This is a genomic window from Allobosea sp. BK604 (genome assembly GCF_004341515.1).
GTDB lineage: Bacteria > Pseudomonadota > Alphaproteobacteria > Rhizobiales > Beijerinckiaceae > Allobosea.
In genome coordinates this window covers 1-18,160 of the sequence record NZ_SLZF01000005.1, presented here as the reverse complement: position 1 = coordinate 18,160, position 18,160 = coordinate 1, and the positions used below count along the sequence as shown (strand labels likewise).

At 68.1% G+C, this 18,160-nt stretch carries 11 protein-coding genes and 1 tRNA gene; 11 read left to right on the top strand and 1 reads right to left on the bottom strand.

Going from position 1 to position 18,160, the window contains the following annotated elements:
* Positions 1 to 11: 11 nt before the first annotated feature.
* The 3 genes from glpX to EV560_RS16010 all read left to right on the top strand — a co-directional run bounded on the left by glpX (position 12) and on the right by EV560_RS16010 (position 3,122).
* On the top strand, positions 12 to 1,007 hold the full coding sequence (glpX, locus tag EV560_RS16020) for a class II fructose-bisphosphatase (protein WP_131856804.1): 996 nt from the start codon (positions 12 to 14) through the stop codon (positions 1,005 to 1,007).
* A 213-nt stretch (positions 1,008 to 1,220) separates the two neighbouring features.
* Positions 1,221 to 2,243: an L-glyceraldehyde 3-phosphate reductase gene (gene mgrA / locus EV560_RS16015; RefSeq protein ID WP_131856803.1), complete on the top strand. Its 1,023-nt coding sequence runs from the start codon at positions 1,221 to 1,223 to the stop codon at positions 2,241 to 2,243.
* 156 nt (positions 2,244 to 2,399) lie between these two features.
* Positions 2,400 to 3,122: a helix-turn-helix transcriptional regulator gene (locus EV560_RS16010; protein ID WP_131856802.1), complete on the top strand. Its 723-nt coding sequence runs from the start codon at positions 2,400 to 2,402 to the stop codon at positions 3,120 to 3,122.
* A 227-nt stretch (positions 3,123 to 3,349) separates the two neighbouring features.
* On the opposite strand, the gene EV560_RS16005 is transcribed toward EV560_RS16010, so the two are convergent.
* Complete coding sequence (locus tag EV560_RS16005) at positions 3,350 to 5,005, bottom strand: FAD-binding dehydrogenase (RefSeq protein WP_131856801.1); 1,656 nt, start codon at positions 5,003 to 5,005, stop codon at positions 3,350 to 3,352.
* 105 nt (positions 5,006 to 5,110) lie between these two features.
* Between EV560_RS16005 and recJ the strand changes: the two genes are divergently transcribed.
* The 8 genes from recJ to EV560_RS15970 all read left to right on the top strand — a co-directional run bounded on the left by recJ (position 5,111) and on the right by EV560_RS15970 (position 18,061).
* Positions 5,111 to 6,919 carry a single-stranded-DNA-specific exonuclease RecJ gene (gene recJ / locus EV560_RS16000; RefSeq protein ID WP_131857248.1) on the top strand — a complete coding sequence of 603 codons (1,809 nt, stop codon included), beginning with the start codon at positions 5,111 to 5,113 and terminating at the stop codon, positions 6,917 to 6,919.
* A gap of 128 nt (positions 6,920 to 7,047) precedes the next feature.
* Positions 7,048 to 7,122, top strand: a tRNA-Glu gene (locus tag EV560_RS15995).
* Positions 7,123 to 7,832: 710 nt separating this feature from the next.
* Positions 7,833 to 9,446, top strand: coding sequence for a S8 family peptidase (locus tag EV560_RS15990; RefSeq protein ID WP_131856800.1), 1,614 nt, complete (start codon positions 7,833 to 7,835; stop codon positions 9,444 to 9,446).
* Positions 9,447 to 9,504: 58 nt separating this feature from the next.
* Positions 9,505 to 11,763 (top strand): DNA/RNA non-specific endonuclease, encoded by a 2,259-nt coding sequence (locus EV560_RS15985; RefSeq protein ID WP_131856799.1) that lies wholly within the window; start codon positions 9,505 to 9,507, stop codon positions 11,761 to 11,763.
* 17 nt (positions 11,764 to 11,780) lie between these two features.
* Entirely contained in the window at positions 11,781 to 12,908 is a 1,128-nt protein-coding gene (locus EV560_RS15980; RefSeq protein ID WP_131856798.1) for a trypsin-like serine peptidase, read from the top strand.
* A gap of 26 nt (positions 12,909 to 12,934) precedes the next feature.
* Positions 12,935 to 14,251 carry a hypothetical protein gene (locus tag EV560_RS35785; protein WP_165923490.1) on the top strand — a complete coding sequence of 439 codons (1,317 nt, stop codon included), beginning with the start codon at positions 12,935 to 12,937 and terminating at the stop codon, positions 14,249 to 14,251.
* 11 nt (positions 14,252 to 14,262) lie between these two features.
* Positions 14,263 to 16,665 (top strand): DNA/RNA non-specific endonuclease, encoded by a 2,403-nt coding sequence (locus EV560_RS15975; protein WP_165923489.1) that lies wholly within the window; start codon positions 14,263 to 14,265, stop codon positions 16,663 to 16,665.
* Positions 16,666 to 16,957: 292 nt separating this feature from the next.
* On the top strand, positions 16,958 to 18,061 hold the full coding sequence (locus tag EV560_RS15970; protein ID WP_131856796.1) for a Gfo/Idh/MocA family protein: 1,104 nt from the start codon (positions 16,958 to 16,960) through the stop codon (positions 18,059 to 18,061).
* Positions 18,062 to 18,160 lie beyond the last annotated feature (99 nt).

Here is an 18,160-nt window from a genome sequence, read left to right as displayed (position 1 = left end):
GAAATCGCCGCATGTCCGAACTGACCATCTCCTCCGCCCAGATCATCGAACGCTTCCTCTCCATGGAGCTGGTGCGCGTCACCGAGCGCGCCGCCGTTTCCGCCGCCCGCCTGCGTGGCCATGGCAACGAGAAGGCGGCCGACCAGGCGGCGGTGGATGCGATGCGGCGCGAGCTGAACCGCCTGCCGATCGACGGCGAGATCGTCATCGGCGAGGGCGAGCGCGACGAGGCGCCGATGCTCTATATCGGCGAGAAGGTCGGCCTCGGCACCGGTCCGAAGGTGCATATCGCGGTCGACCCGCTCGAGGGCACCACGCTCTGCGCCAAGGATATGCCCGGCTCGATCGCCGTCATGGCGATGGCCGGCGCCGGCCAGCTGCTCTACGCGCCGGACGTCTACATGGACAAGATCGCGATCGGCCCCGGCTATGCGCCCGGCCTGATCGATCTCGACGCCTCGCCGGCCGACAACATCAACGCGCTGGCCAAGGCCAAGGGCGTCAAGCCGCATGAGATCTCGACCCTGATCATGGACCGCCCGCGTCACGCGGCGCTGATCGAGGCTGTGCGCAAGACCGGAGCCTCGATCCGCCTGATCACCGATGGCGACGTCGCCGGCGTGATCTTCTGCACCGAGCCGGAGAAGACCGGCATCGATCTCTATCTCGGCATCGGCGGCGCCCCCGAGGGCGTGCTCGCCGCGGCGGCGCTGCGCTGCGTCGGCGGCCAGATGCAGGGACGGCTCATCCTCGACACAGAGGAGAAGCGCGAGCGCGCCCGCGGCATGGGCGTCCTCGACCCCAACAAGAAATACGACATGTCGGAGATGGCCTCGGGCGACGTCATCGTCTCCGCCACCGGCGTCACTGATGGCGGCATGCTCTCCGGCGTCAAGTTCGGCCAGGATGTGATCGAGACCGAGACGATCGTCTATCGCTCGATCACCGGCACGGTCCGCCGGATCTATGGCGAGCATCGCGAATTCGGCAAGTTCAAGCTCGACTGAGGGCAGGGCGGCGCATCGGCCCGAAAAGTGGATTCCGGTTTTCGGAAGAAGCCGATGCGAAACAAAGATCATCGGGCCGGAAAGGATGTCCGGTGCGATGATCCCGCTACCATACCGGTCCGACATCGCTGCCAGTCCCGGCGCGCTATGGCTTCCGCGCGCCGGAGGTTGCAGGGTGCCGGCCTGACTCGACAACCGGATTTGGGGGGAACGATGCCGAGCGCGAACCGCTACGACACGATGAAATATAACCGCTGCGGTCGCAGCGGCCTGATGCTGCCGCCGATCTCGCTCGGCCTCTGGCATAATTTCGGCGAGACCACGCCGGGCGATACCGGCCGCCAGATCTGCCGCACCGCCTTCGATCTCGGCATCACCCATTTCGACCTCGCCAATAATTACGGCCCGCCGCCAGGCTCGGCCGAGACCCATTTCGGCGAGATCCTGCGCCGAGACTTCGCTGATCATCGCGACGAGATGGTGATCTCGACCAAGGCGGGCTATCGCATGTGGCCCGGCCCCTATGGCGAATGGGGCAGCCGCAAATACCTGCTGTCCAGCCTCGACCAGAGCCTGAAGCGGATGAAGCTCGACTATGTCGATATCTTCTATTCGCACCGCTTCGACCCGAACACGCCGCTCGAAGAGACGATGGGCGCGCTCGACACCGCCGTGCGCCAGGGCAAGGCACTCTATGTCGGCCTCTCCTCCTACAATTCGCAGCGCACCCGCGAGGCCGTCGCGATCCTGAAGCGGCTCGGCACGCCCTGCCTGATCCATCAGCCGAGCTATTCGATGCTCAATCGCTGGATCGAGGAGGACAAGCTGCTCGACACGCTCGATCAGGAAGGCATCGGCTCGATCGTGTTCTCGCCGCTGGCGCAGGGCATGCTGACCAACAAGTATATTGGCGGCGTGCCCGAGGGCAGCCGCGCGGCGAAGAAGGCGCCCTCGTTCCGCGACGGCTTCCTCAGCGACGACAACCTGAACCGCATCAAGGCCCTGAACGAGATCGCGGCCGGCCGGGGCCAGAGCCTCGCCCAGATGGCGATCGCCTGGGTCCTGCGCGGCGGGCGCGTCACCTCGGCGCTGATCGGCGCGAGCCGGCCGGAGCAGGTCGTCGATTGCGTCGCGGCCCTCGATAATCCGGACTTTACCGCCGAGGAACTGGCGCTGATCGACCGGCATGCCGGCGAGGGTGGCGTGAATATCTGGGCCGCCTCGGCCGAGCGCTGAGCGGTCCGCGCAAGATGAGCCCGGCACGTTGCGAGACGATGCCGGGTGCTGCGCGCACGCGCGCTGCTGCTGACCTAAGGTCATCGACGAAGCCACGGTTAATCGATAGTATCGATCGCGATCTGCATTTTCGCAGGTCCTAATTGATGGCTGCCCGTGACTTCCGTGCTCGTCCAGGCTCTCGAACTGATCGCCGGGTTTGAGGCCGAGAAAACGCCGTCCGCAGTCGGGCTGAGCCTGCGCAATGCGTTGCAACCCTTCGGCGCAAGGGGCTTTTACGCCGGCTCGTTTCCCCGTTCGCAGACCTTGCCGACCGGTCGCATGGTCGAGGCCGGCCGTCGCTACGCCCAGTTCTCACCGCCGGGATGGCTGGACGCCTATGCCAGGCAAGGGCTCGACCGCGGCAACCCGGTCATCTTCGCGCCGGCACGGCGTCACTCCGCCTTCCGTTGGAGCGCGCCCGGCTTTCCCGATCTCGAGAATTGGCGCGGGCTGGACCTGGCGCGTGAGCTCGGTTTCGCGGACGGGCTCGCCGTGCCCTGCCATGAGCCGGGTGGCCGCGTCGGCGTCGTCAGCATGGCCTTCGAGCGTTTCGACCTGGCGCCGCGCGAGATCCGGGCGATCACGCTCGCGGCGCTGATGGCGCATGACCGCATGGCGGCGCTCGCCGGCCCGCTGACTGTGCCGCCCAAGCTGACCCGGCGCGAGCGCGATTGCCTCTGCTTCGTCGCGGACGGCTTGTCGGATGCCGAGATCGCCGACAGGCTCGGCATCTCGCAGGCGACGGCCCATGCCCATGTCGAGAATGCCAAGCGCAAGCTCGGCGCCAGGACCAGGGCCCAGGCCGTGGCGCGGCTTTGCTGCAACATGCTGCTCTGATCGGCAAAACCTATCTGAACAGGGAATATCCAGGCGGAGCGATTCCGCCCAAGCGAGCGCCGTACCGATCGCGCCGGATCGGGTGTCGCGCATGACCAGGCGCGGGGCCGGATCAAGAAAACGGTGGCGGCCCTTTTAGCAGCCGGTGAGCGCGATCGCCGTGGCGAGGAAGCCCGCCACTGCCAGCCCGGCGCGGGCGATATGCGAATAGGCCCGGATGTCCGGGCTCAGCCGACCGCCTTCGCCGCCTCCCGGCCGGCGATGCGGCCCGAGAAGATGCAGCCTCCGAGGAAGGTGCCTTCGAGCGCGCGATAGCCGTGCAGCCCGCCGCCGCCGAAACCCGCCGCCTCGCCGGCCGCATAGAGGCCGGGCAGGGGCGTGCCATCGGAACCGAGCACGCGTGCCGACAGGTCGGTCAGCAGCCCGCCCAGCGACTTGCGCGTCAGGATGTTGAGCCTGACCGCGATCAGCGGACCATGGGCCGGGTCGAGGATGCGATGCGGCCTGGCGGTCCGGATCAGCCGGTCGCCGAGATAGGCACGGGCGCCGCGGATCGCGGTCAGTTGCAGGTCCTTGCCGAACGGGTTGGCGATCTCGCGGTCGCGCGCCTCGATCTGCCCGAGCAGATGCGCCTCGTCGAGCAGGCTGTCGCCGCTGAGTTCGTTCATGCGCGCGACGAGCCGCGAGACATCGCTCTCGACGATGAAATCCTCGCCCTTGTCCATGAAGGCCTGGACCGGGCCGGGAATGCCCTTGGTCGCGCGCTCGATCACCTTGCGCCAGCTCTTGCCGGTCAGGTCCGGGTTCTGTTCCGAGCCGGACAGGGCGAATTCCTTGGCGATGATGCTGCGCGTCAGCACGAACCAGGAATAGTCGAACCCGGTTCCCATGATGTGCTCGAGCGTGCCGAGCGTATCGAAGCCGGGCAGGCAGGGCACTGGCAGGCGGTTGCCGCGCGCATCGAACCAGAGCGAGGACGGGCCGGGCAGGATGCGGATCCCATGCCGTGGCCAGAGCGGGCCCCAGTTATGGATGCCCTCGACATAGTGCCACATCCGGTCGCCATTGATCAGCCGCCCGCCGGCCGCCTCGGCGATGCCGAGCATCTTGCCGTCGACATGGGCGGGCACGCCGGAGAGCAGGCGCTTCGGTGGCTCGCCCAACCGCTTCGGCCAGTTCTGCCGGACCAGCTCGTGATTGCCGCCGATTCCGCCGGAGGTGACGATCACGCCCTGGGCCTCGAGCGCGAAGGCGCCGGCGACCTCGCGTGAGCTCGGAGCACCGCGCGCGGCCTCGCTCGGCGCCAGGATTTCGCCCTCGACCCCGTCGATCTTGCCGCGGCTTACGGAAAGCCCGGTGACGCGATGCCGGAAGCGGAGCGAGACCAGCCCCTTCCCCTGCGCCTCACGCACCCGCCTCACAAAAGGCTCGAGCACGCCCGGCCCGGTGCCCCAGGTCACATGGAAGCGCGGCACCGTGTTGCCATGCCCGTTGGCGAGATGGCCGCCACGCTCGGCCCAGCCGACGATCGGAAACCAGCGCATGCCCTGCTGATGCAGCCAGGCGCGCTTCTCGCCGGCGGCGAAATCGACATAGGCCTGCGCCCAGCGCCGCGGCCATTCATCCTCCGGCCGGTCGAATCCGGCGGATCCCTGCCAGTCCTGCCAGGCGAGTTCGCGCGAATCGCGGATGCGCATCCGCCGCTGCTCCGGCGAATCGACCAGCATCAGCCCGCCGAAGGACCAGAAGGCCTGCCCGCCGAGCGACTGTTCCGGCTCCTGGTCGAGCAGGATGACCTTGCGGCCCGCATCGGCGAGCTCCGCGGTCGCGACCAGGCCGGCGAGACCGGCGCCAATGACGATGACGTCGGCGTCGTCAGGCATGAGTACATTCCCCTGTTTTGTTCTCGTTGAGTCACTATGGCGCAGTGGATGGCCGCGGCAAACGGGGTGGTTTTGGTTGACGAGGGCCCTGCGCTGCGCGACCCCATGGACATGAACGTCACCGCCCAGCGCCCGTTTCTCGGCGTCACCAAGTCCGTGCTTGGTCGCCTCTGGCGCGATCGGCTCGATGCGGCGGGTCTCGGCCGGGCCGAGGCGCTGGCGCAGATCGAGGGCATTCCCGACATCGTCGCGCGCGTGCTGGCCGGGCGCGGGGTCGAGGCCGCCGAGGCCAACCGCTATCTCGAGCCGAAGCTGCGCGACCTGCTGCCCGATCCCTCGACGCTGATCGACATGGACGCGGCGGCCGAACGCCTGGCGCGCGCCGCCCAGGCCGGCGAGAAGGTGGCGATCTTCGGCGATTACGATGTCGACGGCGCCTGCTCCTCGGCGCTGCTGGCCGGCTTCCTGAAGGAGGCCGGCGCCCGCCCGCGCATCCACATCCCCGACCGTCTGATCGAAGGCTATGGCCCCAATAGCGAGGCCATCCGCATGCTGGCGGGCGAGGGGGCGACGCTGCTGGTGACGGTCGATTGCGGCACGACCAGCCATGAGCCGCTGGCCGAGGCGCGTCGGCTCGGGCTCGATGTCGTCGTGCTCGACCATCACCAGGCCCCGGAGCATCTGCCCGAGGTCACCGCGCTGGTGAATCCGAACCGGCAGGACGATCTTTCCGGCCTCGGCCATCTCTGCGCCGCCGGCGTCGTTTTCCTGGCCCTGGTCGCGACCAATCGGGCGCTGCGCCGCCACGGCTTCTGGGCGTCCCGTGGCAGCGAGCCGGATCTGCTTGCCGCGCTCGATATCGTTGGCCTGGCGACCGTGGCCGATGTCGTGCCGCTCAAGGGTTTGAATCGCGCCTTCGTCCGCCAGGGCATCGCCATGATGCGCGGCCGCAGCCGGCCGGGCCTGGCGGCATTGCTCGATGTCGCCGGCCTGGATGGCCCGGTCCAGCCCTGGCATCTCGGCTTCCTGATCGGCCCGCGAATCAATGCCGGCGGGCGCATCGGCGATGCTGGCCTGGGTGCGCGCCTGCTCCTGACCGAGGACGAGGTCGAGGCCCGCAGCATCGCCGCCGAGCTGAACCGCCTCAACCAGGAGCGGCAGGAGATCGAGAAGCGCGCCGTCGAGGAGGCCGTCTCGCAGGCCGACCACGCGCTGATGAAGACGCCGGAACTCGCGGTGCTGCTGGCCTCGTCCCCGGATTGGCATCCCGGCATTGTCGGCCTCGTCGCGGCGCGGCTGAAGGAGCGCTTCCGCCGCCCGGCCTTCGCGCTGGCGCTCAACCGGGAGGGCGGCGCCACCGGCTCCGGCCGTTCGGTCGCGGGGGTCGATCTCGGCCGGGCCGTTCGCGCCGCCGTCGACGCGGGCCTGGCGGTGAAGGGCGGCGGCCACGCCATGGCGGCCGGCATCACGCTGGCGGCCGGGCAGGGTGCCGGCTTCCACGACTTCCTGTCCCAGCGTCTGGCGCCCGAAGTCGCGAGCACTCGCGAGAGCGAGGCCCTGCTGATCGATGCCGCGCTCAGCGCCGGCGGCGCCAACCCGCGTCTCCTCGCCGAGATCGACAAGGCCGGCCCCTTTGGCGCGGGCTGCCCGGAGCCGGCCTTCGTCTTCCCCTCGCACCGGCTGGTCGACGTGATGGAGATCGGCAGCGGCGGTCATATCCGCATCAAGCTCAGGAGCGGCGACGGCGCCACGATCGGCGGCATTGCCTTCCGCGCTGCGGCGGAGCCGCTCGGCCAGGCGCTGCAGGCTGCGCGGGGCGAGACGGTCCATCTCGCCGCCAATCTCAGCCTCAACCGCTGGGGCGGCAACGAGACGGCCGAGCTGCGTATCCTCGACCTCGCCCGGGTGGTTTGACCGGCCGCCCGCCACACCCGGCTGTGCATGGCCAGGAGATTGCCAAACTCGGGCTTGCCGAGCCCGCCTTGTCGCACTATAGCTCGCGCCGCTTCCGATGGGTTGCATTGATTTGCGACCGAAGCCCCGCGGCCTTCGTCTATCGGTTAGGACACCAGCCTTTCACGCTGGGGAGACGGGTTCGACTCCCGTAGGCCGCGCCAGCAATTCAAATACGTTGTTGCAAAGATTGCCGCGCTAGAGCAGCGTCAGCTTGGGTCGACCCCGAAGACTGGGCCAGTTTCACCAAGGTCGTTTCGTGGTCGCGGTGCTGAACACGGCGGGAATCGTTGGAGTTACGGATTTCCAGTGCCCTTGTGATTTCGCTTGGCCTCGTGCGCATTGTTGAAAGCAGTGAAATCAAGCGTTGATCGAGCGGACGCACTGCGCGCGATTTTCTTAGTCGAATAATGTGATGATCCGGCTGTCCGCTGGGTCGGTATATATCTCCAGCTGCTACGCTCTCCTCGCGGCGCAACTTCCGAACAGTTGCGCCTTTCGACGCTCGTGTTTAGTCTGGATTAGGATTGTGTAAAAAACTACATAAATTGAAGTCATAATTGCTTGGACTCTGACAAGGGGCCGTCTCGGAGCGCAGCGCCGTGATGGTCGGAGGAGCCATTGCCGATGCGCCTCGCTATTGCTGTTTCGCCGGCCGTCATGCGCCGGCAGCGGCTGCTGAACCGAGCTGACCTGATCGGCATGTCGATGCGTGGCGGTCGCTCTGGCCTGGCCCCGCGCAACCGCAGAATCTCCCGCCAACATTGCGTCGCTGCTCTGAGCCGAACGGAGCGAGGCCGGTTCACGATCTGGGTCCGGTCTCGGACCCAGCGCGCTTTCTGCTGATTTCTCGTCGAAGGGGAAGGGGACGACCATGGCGACGCCGACGCAGACCGCAGCCCTCGTCACAGCCGCGCTCGTCGCGCGCACGCCCGCCGAGGCCCCGGCCCGATTCGCATTGTTCCCGAGCCCGGCCGAGCCGGCCGACTCACTGGCGGCCATCGAGCGCGATCTCGCGGCCCTGTATCCGCAGATCGAGCGGCAGCCGACCGGCGAGGCGATCCTGACCTTGCCCAATCACCGGTTCCTCAACGCCGTCGCGGCCTTCGCGGCGGCCGACGCCCTCGTCGCCGCTTACGGCCTCGCCGTTGCCGAGCCCGAGATCATCCATGCCGTCATGCCCATCCAGCGCCTGTCGCCGCCCGACGAAGCCGCGATCGAGAGCGTCGATACCCTGCTGCCGGGCTGCTGGGTCGCGGAGGAGGCCGATCTCAAGGCGCGCAAGCGCTGGGCGCTCGACACCATGGCCGTGCCGGCGGCCTGGGCCTTCGCCAAGGCCAAGGGCCGGCCGAGCCAGGGCAAGGGCATCGTGATCGCGCAGCCCGATACGGGGCTCACCAAGCATGCCGAGCTGCGCGGCATCGACATCGTCAAGCCGTTCAACCTGCTCGGCGACGGCAAGACGCCGACCGACCCGACCGATCCGATGTCGCCGGAAGGCAATCCCGGCCATGGCACGGCCACGGCCAGCGTCGCGGTCAGCCCGGAAACGCTCGATGTCGCCGGCACGGCGCCCGCCGCCAGCCTGATGCCGATCCGCGCGATCCAGAGCGTCATCCGCCTCTCGCAGGTCTCGGTCGCCCAGGCGATCGACCATGCCGTCGCCAACGGCGCCCATGTCATCACCATGTCGCTCGGCGGCATCGCTTCCTTCATGCTCTGGCGCGCGCTTGAGCGCGCCGTCGCCGCCGATGTCATCGTCCTGGCGGCCGCCGGCAATTGCGTCTCCGAGGTGGTCTGGCCGGCGCGCTACGACGATTGCATCGCCGTCGGCGGCACCGACGCGCATGACAAGCCCTGGCCGGGCTCATGCCACGGCGGGGCGGTCGACATCTCCGCCCCCGCCCAGAACGTCTACCGGGCCGCCGCCCAGACCGGCGATGCCGGCCAGGGGCAGGGCACCAGCTTCGCCGTTGCGCTGACCGCTGGCGTCGCCGCCTGCTGGCTCGCGCATCACGGCCGCGCCAAGGTCGTCGGCGAGGCGCGTAAGCGCGGCGAGACGGTGCAGGCGATGTTCCGCCGCCTGCTGCGCGCCACCTCGCGCGCCCCCGCCGGCTGGGACGCCTCCGAGATGGGCGCCGGCATCGTCGATGCTGGAGCCTTGCTCAAGGCCGATTTCGATCTGGGCTTCGGCCAAGAGGGGCTGCGAGAGGGGCTGCAAGAGGGGCCGGAAACCGTCGCCGAGCTGTCGCGCGGCGCGTCGGTTCGCGATCTCGCGGTCAGGCGGCTCGGGCCCGAGGCGGCCTTGCTGCCGGTCGATTGGTCGCGGCGCGACGCCGAGATCAGCCTCGCGCTGCTGAAGACGGCGGTGGCTGCGACCTCCCTCGAGGAGGCGCCGGCCCGTGGCACCGAGACGGCAAGGGATCGATTGGCCTGGCTGGTTGGCCGGCCGGGTGCGCTCGAGCCGCCGGCGGCCCCGGAGAAGTGAGACATAAGTCACAGTCGGCACTCGGCATTGCAGTCATCATCTTTGGGGGGAGATCAGGATGTCTAACGTCGATGCGGACCAGCTCCGCGCCTATCTTGAGATGGTCTCGAAGAAGCATGGCGGCGCGGAGCAACTCGTCAGCGACCTGACGGCCGGCAGCCAGGAGCGCCCCGCGGGGCTCGAAGGGCTCGAGCGTCAGGCAGGTCCCGGCGCCGCGCTGGAATCGCTCCGCCGCCCCGATGCCGAGATGGCACCCGATATCGCCTTCGGCCTGGAGGCGCTGATCGCATCCGACATCCGGCCGGTGATCGATATCGTCAATGGCAGCTTCACCTCGACCCACGCGCTCTGGACCCAGCTGTCCGACGATGCTGTCCTGAAGAACCGTATCATGGCCTCGATCCCCGCGATCGGCCGCGTCGAGCTCGTCAATATTCCCGGCATTCCCTATGGTGGCACCGGCTTCGTCGTCGGCGCCGGCCTGCTGATGACCAACCGGCACGTCGCCGAGATCTTTGCCGCCGGGCTTGGCGAGCGCAGCGTCAGCTTCATGCCCGGTGTCGGCTCCGAGATCGATTTTCTGCGCGAGCTCAACAATGCGCGCCGGGCGGTGCTGAAGATCCGCAAGATCAGGATGATCCACCCCTATTGGGACATGGCCATCCTCGAGGTCGAGGGCCTGCCGGCGACGATCACGCCGCTCGAACTCTCGCTCGACGACGCCCGCGAGCTGCCGGCCGGCCATGACATCTACGTCATCGGCTATCCCGCCTTCGATGGCCGCAATCCCAGCGCCGAGCAGCAGAGCCTGTTTCGTGGCTCCTTCGGCGTGAAGCGCCTGCAGCCCGGCGAATTGCAGGGGGCGGTGCGGGTCGGCAGCTTCGGCAAGATCGTCGATGCCGCCGCGCATGATTGCTCGACGCTCGGCGGCAATTCCGGCTCGGCGATCCTCGATCTCGCCAATGGCCGCGTCCTCGGCCTGCATTTCGGCGGCAAGTACATGCAGAAGAACTATGCCGTTCCGAGCGCCGCGCTGGCGCAGGACGGCCGGGTCGTGGCCGCCGGCGTCAGGTTCGCCGGCACGCCCTCCGGTGGTCCCAATATCTGGGGCGATTGGTGGCTGCGCGCCGATGCGAGCGAGGCGGCCCAGCCCGCCGCGGATGCCGCGCCGCGCCGGGATGACGCGGCCGACAGCAAGACAGCATCGGGCGGAGGGGTGACGATGACGGGCCTGCCGGGCGGAGCGATCACGCTGGACGTGCCGCTGCGCATCACCTTGTCCTTCGGCGAGCCGCGTCTTGTCGGCGCCACCGTCACGGGCGCGGCCGAAAGCGTCGTGATGGCTGCGGAGACCGAGGCGCTGCGCGAGCCCGATCACGACACCGACTACGCTTCGCGCAAGGGCTATGATCCCGCCTTCCTCGGCGGAGATGATGCCGGCGCCGATGAGAGGGCGGTGCTTGCGGTGCCGATGCCGACCGCGTCGAACCAGGCTGTGCTCGCGAAGACCAGGAATGGCGGCGACGAGCTCTCCTACCAGAATTTCTCGCTGCGCATGCATGCCGCGCGGCGGCTCGCCTTCGTGACGGCCTCCAACGTTACCAAGGAGCCGAAGCTGAAGAAGCCCGATCCGGCCGGCGACTATACCCGCAGGGGCCTGAGCGGGCTCGGCAAGAACGACCAGGAGAAATGGTTCTTCGACAGCCGGCTCGATGCTGCCTTCCAGCTCCCTGACGTCTTCTTCACCAAGGATCGCAAGGCCTTCGACAAGGGCCATATCGTGCGCCGCGACGATGTCGCCTGGGGCCGCAGCTATCAGGAGGTGCGCCGGGCCAATGGCGACAGCTTCCATGTCACCAATTGCTCGCCGCAGGTCGCCGGCTTCAACCGCTCGAGCGATGGCGAGGATAATTGGGGCGATCTCGAGAACCATGTTCTTTCGGAAGCCGCCAGCGAGCGCCTTTGCGTGCTGGCCGGCCCGGTGCTCGCCGATAGCGACGAGGTCTTCGTCGGCGTCGGCGATGGCGGCGCCGTGCTCCGCGCCAAGATCCCGGGCAGTTACTGGAAGGTCATCGCGGCGCGCACCGAGGATGGCCTCGCCACCTATGGCTTCGTCCTCGAGCAGGACCTGTCGGATGTCGATTTCGAGTTCGTCGTGCCCGCGGAATTCGTCGCGGTGATGCGGCCGCTGCATGAGATCGCGGCGAAGACCGGCGTCGTCTTCGATCCCGCGCTGCTCGCCGCCGACCAGTTCAACACCGTCCGCGGGGAAGCCGTCGGCCGCCGGGCGCGGGCGCGTCGCCCGAGCCGGCCTTAAGCTGCCGGAGTGGCGAGATGGCTCTGACGCCCAAGCAGATCGACGACCTGACAGCGCTGCTTGCCGGCACGCTCAGCGACTATGATCTCGAACGCCTCGTCGGTCTCACCACCGGCGACGAGCTCTATGTCCACTGGGTCGGCCGCGGCATGCCCCTTGGCCGGACCATCCGGGAGCTCCTGCGTGCGCTCGAGCAGGAAGGCGCGACCAGCCAGTTCCTGGCCGAGGTCTATCGCGAGCGCCCGAAGCGCGGCGATGTCAGGCTGCAGATCGCGCTGCTTTATCCGGAGATCATCGGCCTCGCCGGCCAGAGCCCGCCGGTCTTCGACCTGCAGGAGAGCGGCGCGCCGGGACCGGCCGTCGCCGAGGGCGCTTTCGCTCCCGGCCTGCAGCGCAATATCAAGCCGCATCTGCAGCAGCTCAATATCGGGACCTGGGCCTTCGATCTGATGCGGACGCAGCGCCAGGTCTGCCGCATCGAGATCGAGGATGGCGCGGCGGGCAGCGGCTTCCTGATCGGCCCCGAAGCGGTGCTGACCAATTGGCATGTCGTCGAGAAGGCCGTGGCCCGTGGGGTTGTCGGCAAGATCGCCTGCCGCTTCGACTATGCCGAGCGCCCGGACGGCGGGCGGGACGAGGGCACCCGCGTCCCGCTCCATGCCGATGGCGTCGTCTATCATCGGCCCTATGCGCCGGCCGAGCTGACGCAGATGCCGGATACTCCGGCGCCGACCGCGACCGAGCTCGATTTCGCCCTGCTGCGCCTGGCCCGTCCGATCGGGGCGGAAGCCCTGGGCGGACAACCGCGCGGCTGGGTCGCGCTGCCTGCAAAGGCGGCCGATCCCGCCCAGGGCGCGCCGCTGATCATCGTGCAGCATCCCGATGGCGGCCCGATGAAGCTGGCGATCGACACCCAGGCCGTCCTGCCGCTGCCGCCGCCGTCCGACCGGCCACGGCTGCGCTATTCCACCAATACGGAAAGCGGTTCCTCGGGCTCGCCGGTGTTCAACATGGACTGGGCGCTCGTCGCATTGCATCATTTCGGCGATCCGGCCTGGGGAACGCCACAATTCAACCAGGGCGTACCCGCGCATCTGATCCGTGCGGATCTCGTTGCCGCGGGCCACGCCGCCTTTCTGGGTTGAGCATAGTTGAACGGGTAGGGACGCTGATGGGTCTGCCTTTCGACGGGATCGATCTCAGCGGGGTGAAGAACGCGATCGGCGACAGCTTCCAGTTCGCCGAGATGAAACGCGTCATGGACAGCGTCCATGGCGAGAACATCATTCTGGAGATCGTCAACGACCGCGAGCCGCAGCGGATCATGGCGGATAAATGCGTCGACCATTCGCGCCGGCACGGCATGCTCGTAGATCTGCTGATCGGCGCGGCGACCCGCATCGAGATGAACGACCGGCTGCGCTGCCGGCTGACCGAGACGATGCGCCAGGCCTTCAGGCAGTTCGAGGACATCGCCCCGCCGGTCACCGCGATCACGACGGCCTGGCCGCAGCAGGCCAGGCTGGCTCCGCCCAACGGCGACGCCGCGGCGCAGGGGTTGAGACGGCTCCTCACAGCCGCCGCCGATTCCGTCGAGCGGACCGATGTGCTCAAGGCGATGCGCAACTCGGCGCAGCAGCTCGAGCAGCATTCGCGCACGGTCATGCCGCTGCTGGAGAACGAGACCGCACCCAGCGCCTTCTTCCTGGCGACCTCGCAGGAGCATGTCGATGCTTTGGAAGAGGCGGTCGAGACCGGCACCGCCCTGCTCGCGCGCCTGTCGGAGGCGAGGCCGGACGCCATCGAGGCGCGCTGGGTCGCCGGGCTCGGCAATGCGCTCGGTCCCTATAACAGCGCGCTCGCCGCCAAGGACTTCAACGCCATCCGTTCGGCCCGCAACGTCCTGCAGCATTTTCTCGACGCGACCGCCGGCCGCTTCGACGAGGACCTGCTGGCCTATGCCGCGTCCCTGCCATTCGAGCAGGTTGCCGTGGCGCTGCGCGACGCGGCCGCCTCGGCCGGGCTGGCCACTGCGATCAGCGCGATCGCGCCGGCGATCCTGCGCTGCCGGGTCGCGCTCGCCCATCGGCAGGAGGTCCATGCCCGCTGGATCAAGGCGGGCGATGCGCTCGACGACATGCGCGACATGATCCCATCAGATAATTCCAACCCGGACGATGCCTGGCTCGGGCCGGTCAACGAGCAATGGACGGCCGCGCGCACGGTCGTGCGGACGCTTTGCCTGCTCGATACCGACACGGCGCTGCACCAGAAGGAGCGGGAGCTTGCCGACACGGTCGGCGATGCGATCGCCGCTGCCGTGCAAAGGCAGCCGGACGCGACAGCCGACCTCTACGCCGCCATGCTCGACTATCTCGCCCTGGCCGGCGAGCGGGCCACCGCGACCGGCGCTCAGCTCGAGAGCGAGCTCGACAAGCTCGCCGGCCTGCGCGCGACATTGCAAACCCTGCGGGCGGCGCTGCCATGACTTCTGAACGCATGACCCCGGAACCCATGCAATCCTCGTTCGACGACACGTCCGGCCCGCTCGCCGCCCTGCGGCGCGAGCATGTCGAGCTGATCCAGGCGACGCGGCCGCTGCGCCGCAAGTCAGGCAGCGGGACGGGGCTCGGTCCCGGCCTGCATGACCTGCGCGTCTTCTCCGACCGCATCAAGGCGACCGGCGCGATCCTCTCGGAGGATGGCGAACGGCGCGCCGCCCAGGATCTGCTCGACTATTGGTCGGCGCAGCTGATGGTGCTGTCTCCCTCCAGCGAGGCCGTGGCGACGCTGCCGGTCATCGAGGAGTATCGGCCGTCGCCCGAGCCGATGGTCGGGGCCGCTGTCCCGGTTGAGCCCGCCACCGCAGGTTCAGCCCCTGCCACGCCGGTCCGGCCGCAAATGGCCCCTGCGCCAATGGCTCCGGCCCCGCCAGCGACGGCCTCGGTCGCGCCACCAGTTGCAGCCCCGCCGAGGTTTGAAACGACCGTCGCGGCGGCTCCCCGCCGGGGGAGGGCCGGAGCCGCCGTGGCCATGGCGCCCGAGACGAATCCCGAAGCGGCGCTGTCGGCTATCGAAGAGGCTCTGGCGATACCCCTTCCGCCGATGGTGGCAGAGGCACCGCAGCCGGTTCCCGCGCCGAGCCCAGCTCCTGCGGTGTCCGATACGCAGAAGGCCAGCCGTGAGCAGGTGCGCCTTAGCGCCTTGGCGCGGCAATGGCGCAATTCCGGCAAGCAGCCTGGCTATTGCCTGACTGGACGGGCGCTGGCCGAGGCGGCGGAATACCGACGTACCGATCCGGAGATCGCCGAATTCATCGCGGCGAGCGAACGCAATCAGACGCGCAACCATTCGTTTCTTTATTTCGCTGCCGCCGTCCTGGTCTCGGCCATCGCCATCGCGCTTTATCTCGCGTGGCGGTCCAGCGTCGACCAGCTTGCCCTCACCAATGCCGAGCTGGAGGCGAACAAGCGCCTGCGGGCGCTGTCCGAACAGGAGCTCCAGTCTGTCAGGCAGCGGATCGACGGAGCCGCCGAGCTCAAGGGGCAGCTCGATCTTGCGACCGATTTCCTGCGCCGGGAGGTCGCCCAGGGCCAGATCAGGATCGACTCGGTTCCCGAAGGATTGCGCGAGCTGGTGCGGCCGCCGAGCGCGGATGCCTATGCCAAGGCGCAGGAACAGACCCGGGTGCAGGCCGAGGCCTCGGCCGCCAATCCGGCGCTGGCCGGCTACCAGCCTGAATTCCTCGGCACCAGCCTCGCATTGCCCGGTCTTTCCCCGGAGGTGAAGGCTGTGGCCTTCGCCGAAGGCCGGCCGCTCGACTATGTCAATTACAGCGTCGTCTTCAACAGCGCGCGGCGGATGGCGGTCGTGACCGCGAGCAATGTCGACCGCCGCAGCCTGCTCGTCCTGCCACGTGGCGTGGAGGCTTTCGTCGGCGATCCGCGCGTGCCCGCGCGGGACCAGCTGACGCCGGCCGTCTTCGCCGAGAACGACCTCGACCGCGGCCATCTCGTGACCCGGCAGGAGGCGACCTGGGGGCCGTTCTTCACCGGCGGCGACGATCTCGTCGACAGCCGCGCCTCGGCCAATGTCAATGTCTTCCCCAACATCACCGTCCAGTTCGACAATTTCAACCGCGGCGTCTGGAGCGAGCTCGAGCGCTGGGTGCTGACCGAGCACAACAAGAGCGCGGGCCGCATCGCGGTCTTCTCGGGCCCGGTCTTCCGCGACGATGATCCCGTCGTCGTGCGCGACGCCATGGGCGATGTCCGCCTGCCGCGCGCCTTCTGGAAGATCGCGGTCTCGCCGAGCGCGGACGGGGCCCTCGTCGTCGACGCCTTCCTCATCCGGCAAAGTTCGGATGCCGGGGAGAAGCGCGAGCGGGTGCCGTTCATTCCGGATCTCTACCGCGTCAGCGTTGCCGATATCGAGCGTCTCACCGGTTTGAGCTTCGACGAGCGGTTTCGCGCGGCGAAGCCGCTCCCGACCGTCCAGGCCCAGCCCAGCGACGCGGCCCAGATCGCCGCCTCGGTGCGGCTGCTCGACGGGTCGACCGCGCAGAACCGGACGGCCACGGCCCAGCGCATCGTCACTGCGCTGCGCGATGGCGGCGTCCCCGATGCCGGGCAGATGCAGATCGTCGAAGCGCTCGCGGCGATGGCCGAGCCCGACAGCTTCAGCAGGCTGACCCGCACCGGCCGCTACAACCTCGTCTATGTCCTCTCGGTCGTGCCGACGGCGAATTGGGCGCGGCCGGACTGGGCGCAATTGACGGCCCACATGCAGGGCATCGCGACCGCGATCGAGCACGCGCCCACGACCCTGGCGGAGCCGCCCGAGGCGAATCTGCGTCGCTTCCTGGCCGAGTGGCAGCGTCGAATGGCAGCTGCGAAACCCTAGACCCGAATGATCAGGTTGAATCAATCTGATCGGATCCAGCTCTAAAATATTGATAGCGAATGCGTAATCTGATCCGATCGTATCAGCGCTCGCCTTGGCCGAGGCGCCGGTGAGATCGGTCGGCGACCTCGTCGACTATCGATGTTTTCGATCATAATGCCGATAAACATTCGATTTCTCTGATGGTGCGGGGGCTGTTATCAAGCTCGCCAGCGGGCACAGGGCCGCTTTCCGACCGCTCGCGCGGTGATCCCGCGCGGATTGCGGCCTTCCATCAGACGGATCACAGCGCATGGCAGCGGATGATATCGGGCTCGGCTTCATCGGCTTGAGCGGGCCAGGCTCCTGGGCTGGCAGGGCGCATGTCCCGGCTCTCAAGCTCGTGCCCGGCTATGAAATCCGGGCGCTGGCGACCTCGCGGCCTGAATCGGCGGCCGAAGCCGCACAGGCCCATGGCGTGCCGTTGTTCTTCCACGACCCGGCCCTGCTGGTGAAGCGCCCCGAGGTCGATCTCGTCGTGGTCGCGGTGCGCGTGCCCTATCATCTCGAGCTGGTGCGGGCCGCGCTCGACCACGGCAAGATGGTCTATTGCGAATGGCCGCTCGGCAATGGCCGCGAGGAGGCCGAGCAGATGGCGGCGCTGGCGCAGGAGAAGGCGGTGCCCGCCTTTGTCGGCCTGCAGGGCCATGCCTCGCCGACGATCCGCTATATCCGCGACCTCGTCGCCTCCGGCCGAATCGGCGAGGTGATCTCGTCGACCTTCACGGCCTCCGCCGGCGCCTGGGGGGCGACGATCGAGCCGCGCCTGGTCTATGGGCTCGACCGCAGCAACGGCGTCTCGATGCTGACCGTCCAGTTCGGCCACGCGATCGACGGCTTCTGCTGGTGCCTCGGCGAGTTCCGTGAGCTCTCGGCGACGCTGGCGACGCGTTTCCCCGTGGTGAGACGCACCGATACGGGTGAGGAGGTCGCGAAGACGATCGACGACCAGATCGCGATCAGCGGTATCCTCGAGAACGGTGCCGTCGCCTCGGTGCATTACCGCTCGGGCTCGTCGCAGGTCGCGAATTTCTTCTGGGAGATCAATGGCAGCATGGGCGATCTCGTCATCACCGGCGAGAGCGGGCGGCTGCAATATGGCGATTTCCGCATCCGCGGCACGGCCGCTTCGGGCGGGCTGGAGGATCTGCCGGTCCCGGAAAGCTACCGCATCGTCTCCGGCAGTTCGCCATCCGACATGTTCTACACGCTGGCCCATGCCTATGCGCTGATGCGCAGCGACATCAAGCTCGGCACCGACCATGTCCCGAGCTTCGCCGACGCGCTGGTCAGGCACCGGATGCTCGAGGCGATCGAGCGCTCCGCACAGACCGGGACGCGGCAGAGCTATCTTTGAACGCCCACGTCATCAACTCACTTGTTGATTTGGGAGTTTAGGTCTGGCGTCGCGGATTTTGGCGTTGGCGATGACGATGAGTTTTCGCATGACGGCGAT